The organism is Streptomyces sp. NPDC042336, from assembly GCF_055581985.1.
In genome coordinates, this window is sequence record NZ_JBVJEA010000068.1 from 1 (window position 1) to 5,807 (window position 5,807).

Here is a 5,807-nt window from a genome sequence, read left to right on the forward strand (position 1 = left end):
CACCGATCGCCTTCGAGGACGCCCTCCAACTCGCACCAACTACGCTGGCACAAGCCGCGTAACCCGTGTCCAGGATTCGGGGTCAAGGCCCATGGGCGCATCGCACAGGGCGGCATGTGGTTCCACGGCCTGTGCAGCGAGTGCAACAACATGGCCGGAGCCCACTACGACGCCGCCTACGCGGACTTCAGCAACGCCATGCTGGCACGCGTGAACCTGCAACAGCGTCTCTACCTGCCGCCTGTGCGTTTGGCACCGGCCCGTGTGGCCCGGTCCGTCCTTATCGGCATGTTCGCCACCAGCCCACATCTGCGCGTGATGTTCCGGGGGCTTGCCGAGGACCTCCGCAGCCGTCGCGACCGCATCACGATGCCTGACGGCGCCAGTCTGCGCCTGGCCGTGTGCCTGGACCGGCGGACCCGCTTGGCGGGAATGTACAACGCTGTCCGGGTCATCCGGTACATAGAGCACTACGACGTCTTCTCGGAGGTCTACTTCCGCCCCCTGGCCTGGGCCCTCACGCCCAGCGGCCGGGGGACCGCGCAGCATGCCGATCAATCGGTTGTGGAAAAGCAAGGCTGGGCTGTTGTCGACCACTGGCTGCAGTACGGCGAGGACAGAACAGCAGCCGATCTCCGATCGCTGTGCCGAGCGCCGCTTCCCGCAGTGCTCCATCCGCTGAACGGCCACGACCGAGACGAGTGGATGGAGTTCATGAGCGATAAAGTCACCGCGATCCTCGAAGGCGAGATCCCGGTCTGACCGAACAGCCTGCCGTCGATGTCGTTGCGAGTCCACGTACTACAGACCATCGGCGCCCCACCCGTTCAAAGTAAAGTTGTGGGACATGGCGAAGGCCCGGACCACCCGGCCCGGACTGGCCGTGCTCGGGCGGCGGCACCTGATAGCGCCGGCCACACCCACCGCCGGACTTTGGACCGGCAGCTGCACGGGAGCGATCGGGCAGCGTGTGCGCGTGCATTTCGCGGAACCGGGGACCCCCTGGCCGCTGAGCGCGGCCAGGGGAAGGGGTTTCGTTTCAGACAGTGCGTCGGAAGCGGATACAACGGAGCAGCGGGACGAATGCCAAGCTGGTCATCCCGGGCGGAACCTGCGGAAGCAGGTAGAGCACGGTGCCAGCGATGACGGCGTTGAACGTGTCCTGCCACTCAGGGCGGCGGTACTGGAGCCCGACGGACTTCCAGCGCTGTGGTTGCATGGTGTTGTCCTTCGTGCGATTGCCCTCGTACCGTGCGGACATTTCGGGGATCGCCCTAGCCGGGGTGGTCCCCGTCCGCTTTGTGGACGACGGTATGCGGTGGCTGCTGGGGTGACGTCAACATGGGGTGAGCATCGGCCACGAGGCCAATTTGCGTCCTCACCTGCGGAGCCCATCACCTCACCCCCTGCACGGGGTGTGGTGATGAGGCGCTGACCTGCGGCTTTCTCACGGCAATCCACGCAGTCCGCCTGAACCAATCAAGATCGGACTCTACGAAACTCGGAGCAGCTCAAGCTGCTGGTGGCGGTACTCAAGGCCGCGGGAGGCGAGGTCGTCTTCGCTCGGGAGCAGCTGACGTCGGGCACGGGGCGGAGGGCGGCGCTGGACATCGTCTGTCAGCGATCCTGGGCAGGTGTGAAGCTTCTGCTAACTACCTCACAGGCTGGCCTACGCTGCGTCACAATTCCCCCATGGCGACCTTCAACCAGCAGGGCTGGCATGTGAACGGGCCCGTAAACAACGCCGAAACGATCATTAACAACGGGGCAGATCCCCACTCGATCGCGGACGGCCTAGCCCTAGACCGGCAGAGACAGCGAGACGCGCTGGCCTCACAGCGAGTCGACCGGCACTTCGAGCAATATCTGTTGCGGCAGCGACAGATGGAGGAGAGAGCGGCTCGCAGGGTGTCGACCGGGGGGTGGGTCGCTATCGGGGTTGGAGGCTTTATCGCATTCTTTATCGCATCGGCCATCCTGCTAGACCTTGCTCTTCGCTAGGACAAGGCAGCGGGTGCCAGCCGGATCGTCTGCGACTGCTGCATTCGAAGGTGTATGGGCTTGAGACTGCTGGCCGCTTTCACCGGTTCGACGGGGCCTACGGGTGTGGTGACGTGCGGGGTGGTTGGGGAGGGCAGGTGAGGCGGCGGCGGGCCATGAGGGTGATGAAGGTCCAGATGATGTCGGCTTTCGCTGCGGGAGACGAGTCGCTCGTAGTTGTGGACGTTTCCAGCTCCTGGCCGTACGCGTCGGCGTCGTGCTGTTCGGTGCTCACGCGGTGCCTCCCTTGTCGTGGTGGGTGCGGTTGGCGATCCAGTCCGCATCGCGTACGGGCGTCGGTGCTCGGGTCTCGGTGGCCGGGGCGCGCATGATGCGCCAGCTGGTGCACGGCGCGGTGACGGCGTGGGCCAGGACGACGACGGTCTGCCGTCCGGCGTCGCCCCGGACCCACGCCCCGGTGAAGCGGACCTGATCGGCCGCCCAGTCGCCCAGCAGCTGCCACGGGCGCAGTCGCCCGAGCAGATAGCCGGCCGCGAGCGCGACGGCCGCGATCGTGACGACGACGCCCATCACGACCACCGCATCCCGATCGAAGACAGCAGCTCCATTCGCTCCGGCGTCAGCGTCGCTGCCCGAGAGCGCTGATTCCCGATCCAGGCCCCCAACTTGTGCTCCCGATCCTCCCGATCCTCCCGATCCTCCTGGTCCTCGCCGCCGACGATCCGCTCGACGTGCTTCCTGGGGACCTGAAGGTGCCCCTCACGCTCGTAGAACTGCTTGGCGGCCTCGTAGTTCATCGCCCACTTATCGGCCTGCGTACGGCGCTTGGGCTTCTCGTCCTCGCTGGCGGGCTCGATCCCGAGGACCTGCTCGCACATCCACTGCTGCACGGTCGTGAGCTGGTCCCAGCCGAGCCGGACCGACTGCACCCACCGTCCGAGGTCCTCGCCCTGGCGCACGACGTCGCCCGTCTCGGTGGGCAGCGCCTCACCGGCGTCCAGGTGCGTCCGGACCAGGTGGAAGCACCGCTGCCAGGTCACCGGCCAGCTCGGGCACCACGAGGCGTCGATCTCCTCCAGCTGCTCGCGCCGCTCGTCCGACAGCGCCCCGGCCGACGACTCCACCGGCAACCCCTCGGCACGCCGCTGCTCGATCGCCTGCGCCTTGCGGGCGGCGGCCCGCGCGTTCTTCAGGAAGATACCCACCCGGTAGCCCTGGAACGTGGCGTCCAGCGGGGCCAGGAGGTGCCCGTGTTCGGCCGCCCACCCGCGCGCGGCGGACAGGCCCTCCTCCCACGCGACGTCGTAGTGCGACCAGATCATGCCGAGCTTCTCCAGCTGCGCGACGCGGTCCTCGTCCATCTCACCGCGGGCGTAGAACCGCCGCGCGTCGGCGGTCCACTGCCCCAGCGGGAACCCGGCGAGCGAGGCCGGCCACCCCTCGCCCTCCGCCTCCTGGTCATCGACGGCAGGCACGCGGAACGTGAACGGCACCTTCAAGTCGCCGTGCACGCGGGCGTAGATGACGGCGGCCTCCACGCCGCGCCGCCAGTGCTCGTGCTCCGGGTTGAGAACCCGCAGGTTGATGAACGCCGCGAGGGCGGCCGGGTCGCGGGGCGTGGAGAACTTCAGCAGGGCCTTGGCGGGGGCGCTGACGCCCCCGGAGCCCTCACCGCTCCCACCCGCGCTCTTCCCGCTCTCGTCCTTGCTGACGGGCTTGTAGCGGCTCGGGGCCTGCTGCTCCGCGAGGCTCTCCACGATCCGCGCGTCGTGCGCCCGCAGCGCCTCCAGGAGCTTCGCCAGGCCGCCGAACGCCCGGGACGTGAGCATGTTGTCCGCCGTCTCGCCCGGCCCGAGCAGCACCGGCACCACGAGCGAGGCCACCTTGCCCTCGCCCGGCTGCATCCGCAGCGCCCGCCCTACGGCCTGGACCAGGTCCGGCATCGACCCGCGCACATCCGCCCAGTACACGGAGTCGCAGTGCTTGGTGTCGACGCCCTCGCCCAACACCTTCACCGAGCACAGGAAGCACTTCTCCACCACGGTGCCGTCCGTGGCGATCCCCGCCGCGAACTCGCCCAGCAGCCGACGCCGGTGGAGCGGCTTGTGATCCCCGCACAGCCAGTCCGCCCAGATCGTCTTGGGGTACAGCTCCGGGTCGGCGGCGTGCAGCTGCGCGGCGACGTCAGGAAGGCCGGCCGCGAACGCTTCGGCCTCGCGGACCTGGTGGTGGAAGACCAGCGTTCTGCGAAAGCCCTCCTCGGCCGACGCCTTCACCAGGGCGGTCTGCAGCGCGGCGAGCCGGGCCCCGCGGACTTCGGCCGACCGGCCTTCGGCGCCCAGGAGCTGCGCTGCCTGGAGCGCGGTGTCGGTGACGTCCACGCATACAACCTGGTAGGGGGCACAAATTCCCCGGTCGATGGCCTCCGAGAGCGTCAAAGTGAACGCCCTGCTGCCGAACGGGCCCTCGGGGTCGTCTTCCATGCTCGCGACCAGCTCGCCCGGTGCGCCAGCCTCGTCCTCGTCCCCGAGCTGCCACAGCCGCGGCGTGGCCGTCATGTAGAGGCGGCGCAGGGAAGGGATCTTATGGTTGTCGTGGACGACCGCCCACGGCTTCCCGATCCGGCCCGAAACGCGGTGGGCCTCGTCCACGACGATCAGGTCCCAAGCCGACAAGCCCGCGGCGTGCGCCCGCTCCAGCGTGCCCAGTCCGAGGCTGGCGTACGTGGCGTACACGGTGACCTTGTCCAGGCCCCGGGTCCACTCCACCAGCTCGTCCACGTCCGTGGTGTTGGGGAAGGACACCTCCTCACCCCGCAGCGAGGACACCCCGATCATCGGCCCCCGGCGGCCCCCCTCGCGCCATGCGGCCTCGGTCTGGGCGAGCAGGTCCAGCGAGGGCACGAGCACCAGCACACGGCCCGCGTGGAGCTCCTCCGCGCTGCGGACTGCCACCCGGGTCTTCCCGGACCCGGTCGCCATGATCACCTGCGTTCGAAGCCCTCGTTCGGGCACAAGAGATCTTGCAGGCAATTCGAGGGCGCGCACGACCGCGTCAATGGCTTCTCGCTGGGCTGCCTCGCGCTGATCGGCGCGGTCTGTGCTCGACATATCGCCTGCCTTCTTCTGGGGCGCCGCCCGGTCGATTCGAGCGGCTGGAAACGGGAAACCTGCACGTAGATGAGCCACAAGGGCTACGGTTGGACTGACGCGGTCGGCTGGTCGATCCGCTCCACCGGGACACCGGCAAGGCGGTTGGGTGGATCTCGATAACCCTCCGGGGCGGTCCGGGGTGGTGTGTCCTGAGTCCAGAGTCTATCTCGCTCTCAGAAATGAAGCACAAGGAATTCAGAGATTCCCCAGAACGTGGCTCAAAGCTGTTAGTCTTGCTTTATCGCAAGCCAATCCGGGGCCTTGACGCCCCCTCAATCCCGCCCGCTCCTCCGGGTGGCCGACCCCGAGCCTCCGTCACCCGCCCGACTGCCTGTCACCTCCCCTCCTCTTGCTGCTGCTTGTGGCGTGAGCCCTGTGGGTGGGCCGCGCGGAGCGTGGCACGCCTTGCCCGCACTGGAGTTGGCGGGTCGGCTGTGGGTGGCTGGAGCGCAGCGGAGGCCACCAGTCGGCCGGAGGCCGACCGCGCCTCGCAACGCGAGGCGCCTGCCCTGCGGTTGGCGGTCGCGCGGAGCGCGTGCCGCCTGGCGGTGAGCGGAGCGAGCCGCATCCGCTCACGCGGAGCGGGAGCGGCCGGGGCGCGGAGCGCCCCGGCTCGCTTCTTCGGGCGAAGCCCGAAGGGACCCGCTCCGCGGG

Annotated in this window: 6 protein-coding genes; 2 read left to right on the plus strand and 4 right to left on the minus strand. The window is 68.7% G+C overall.

The genetic code is table 11. The annotated features are described in order from the left end of the window. The coding region (locus ACZ6IM_RS42085) for a hypothetical protein (RefSeq protein ID WP_469564513.1) at nucleotides 1-762 on the plus strand (762 nt) is incomplete at its 5' end. Nucleotides 763-1,039: 277 nt separating this feature from the next. Here the strand turns inward: ACZ6IM_RS42085 and ACZ6IM_RS42090 are convergent. Further along, the gene (locus ACZ6IM_RS42090; protein WP_469564516.1) at nucleotides 1,040-1,219 is read right to left on the minus strand and encodes a hypothetical protein; all 180 of its coding nucleotides are present in this window, start codon (nucleotides 1,217-1,219) and stop codon (nucleotides 1,040-1,042) included. A gap of 473 nt (nucleotides 1,220-1,692) precedes the next feature. Between ACZ6IM_RS42090 and ACZ6IM_RS42095 the strand changes: the two genes are divergently transcribed. Continuing rightward, on the plus strand, nucleotides 1,693-2,001 hold the full coding sequence (locus tag ACZ6IM_RS42095) for a hypothetical protein (RefSeq protein WP_469564519.1): 309 nt from the start codon (nucleotides 1,693-1,695) through the stop codon (nucleotides 1,999-2,001). 97 nt (nucleotides 2,002-2,098) lie between these two features. Here ACZ6IM_RS42095 and ACZ6IM_RS42100 read toward each other — a convergent pair whose 3' ends face one another. The 3 genes from ACZ6IM_RS42100 to ACZ6IM_RS42110 are packed head-to-tail and all read right to left on the minus strand — an operon-like array spanning nucleotide 2,099 to nucleotide 5,111. Further along, entirely contained in the window at nucleotides 2,099-2,275 is a 177-nt protein-coding gene (locus ACZ6IM_RS42100; RefSeq protein WP_469564522.1) for a hypothetical protein, read from the minus strand. Further along, nucleotides 2,272-2,571 carry a hypothetical protein gene (locus ACZ6IM_RS42105; protein WP_469564524.1) on the minus strand — a complete coding sequence of 100 codons (300 nt, stop codon included), beginning with the start codon at nucleotides 2,569-2,571 and terminating at the stop codon, nucleotides 2,272-2,274. The genes ACZ6IM_RS42100 and ACZ6IM_RS42105 overlap by 4 nt, the downstream gene beginning before the upstream one ends. Further along, nucleotides 2,571-5,111 carry a helicase associated domain-containing protein gene (locus tag ACZ6IM_RS42110; RefSeq protein WP_469564526.1) on the minus strand — a complete coding sequence of 847 codons (2,541 nt, stop codon included), beginning with the start codon at nucleotides 5,109-5,111 and terminating at the stop codon, nucleotides 2,571-2,573. Before ACZ6IM_RS42110 ends, ACZ6IM_RS42105 begins: the two co-directional genes overlap by 1 nt. Nucleotides 5,112-5,807 lie beyond the last annotated feature (696 nt).

Coding starts and splice junctions, on each gene's coding strand:
- ACZ6IM_RS42090 (WP_469564516.1), bottom strand. CDS start 1,219: ATGCAACCACAGCGCTGGAAGTCCGTCGGGCTCCAGTACCGCCGCCCT.
- ACZ6IM_RS42095 (WP_469564519.1), top strand. CDS start 1,693: ATGGCGACCTTCAACCAGCAGGGCTGGCATGTGAACGGGCCCGTAAAC.
- ACZ6IM_RS42105 (WP_469564524.1), bottom strand. CDS start 2,571: ATGGGCGTCGTCGTCACGATCGCGGCCGTCGCGCTCGCGGCCGGCTAT.
- ACZ6IM_RS42110 (WP_469564526.1), bottom strand. CDS start 5,111: ATGTCGAGCACAGACCGCGCCGATCAGCGCGAGGCAGCCCAGCGAGAA.